A 1,231-nucleotide genomic window follows, 5' to 3' on the forward strand; every position below is an offset into this window, starting at 1 on the left:
ACTAGTGCTGCGTTCCTTAAAGCAGGTAGATAAAACGGCGTCGGCGGCGACGAGGCTCGGGGGCCGGGCGGCCCCAGATCCAGGGGCGGGCGCGGGTGTTGAGCTGTGTGGTCGCCACGGCGGTGGCGTAGGTGATCTCGTCGGGGTCGGCGAAGGTCTGCCCGGCCAGAGCCTGGCGGCGGAAGACGCGCCACCAGGCTTCTTGCAGGTTGAGCCAGCAGGCGCCTTTGGGGATGAACACCTGCTGGATCCGTGGATGCTCAGTGAGCCATTGACGGGTGGAGACGCTGTTGTGGCTGGAGAGATTGTCGGTGATCACCGCGATCGTGCCGGTTGGGTTGCTCTTCTCCAGCAGGGCCAGGAAGCGCTGCCAGCCGATACTGTTGCGCGATGCGGCGGTCATGGTGACCGCATGGCCGTCGGTGATGCGCAGGCCGCCATAGACCCAGGTCTTCTCCTGCCCGCGACTGTATTCCAGAGCGGCTTTGATCCGCCGGCCGTCGCTGCTCCAGCCGGGGGCGGGGTCGAAGGTTCGGGGAAGGACCGGGCCGAGTTCGTCGGCCGCCACGACCGTCACTCCCGGCGGCGGGCAGGTGTAGAGGGCAACAACCTGGGTTCTTTTGGGGCGAAGTCCGGGTCATGGCTGGTGGCCCAGGAGCGGGTGCGGCGCCAGCGCACCCCCTCGGCCAGCAGGATCCGTCGCACCTGCGAGCGCGCTACCACGATGCCCAGCTCGCGGGCGGCATCGGTCAGGGTGTCCAGCGTCCAGCTGCCCGACCCGGCCTCATCGGCCGCGGCCAGCTCACCGGTTGCCCGATCGCGCACCGGCCGGCCCGGCGGCGAGGTGCGGGCCAGCGCGATGATCTGCGAGCGCTCGGCTTCGCTGATCCGCCGTTTACGGCCGACACCAGGCCGATCTCCCAATCCGTCCAGACCTTCGGTGTTGAAGCGCGCCAGCCGGTAGCGCACCGTCTTCTCCGCGCAACCGAGCTCGCGGGCGATCTGCGGCACCCGCAGCCGCTCCCAGCTCAACGCGATGATCTGAGCCCTGCGGATCCAGTCGGCCGGAGCGTGCCGGGCACCGGCCAGTTTGCGGATCTTGCGTTCCTCGATCGCGTCCTTCGGCGCTCGCGCGAACAGGAGCTTCGGCACTGCCTCACCGCCCATCAACGACCCACTGGGCCCTGATAGTACGTCTAATCTTGCTGCTCAAAAAGGAACGCAGCACTAG

2 protein-coding genes are annotated in these 1,231 nt (G+C 68.1%); both read right to left on the reverse strand.

Features of this window, described 5'->3' with window-relative positions; translation table 11 throughout:
* Nucleotides 1-16: 16 nt before the first annotated feature.
* Entirely contained in the window at nucleotides 17-568 is a 552-nt protein-coding gene (locus ABZ260_RS51315; RefSeq protein ID WP_355633318.1) for a transposase, read from the reverse strand.
* A 5-nt stretch (nucleotides 569-573) separates the two neighbouring features.
* On the reverse strand, nucleotides 574-1,152 hold the full coding sequence (locus ABZ260_RS51320; protein ID WP_355633320.1) for a helix-turn-helix domain-containing protein: 579 nt from the start codon (nucleotides 1,150-1,152) through the stop codon (nucleotides 574-576).
* Nucleotides 1,153-1,231: the final 79 nt, after the last annotated feature.

Origin of the sequence: Streptosporangium sp. NPDC006013 (genome assembly GCF_040614275.1) — a bacterium.
Classification (GTDB): Bacteria; Actinomycetota; Actinomycetes; order Streptosporangiales; family Streptosporangiaceae; genus Streptosporangium.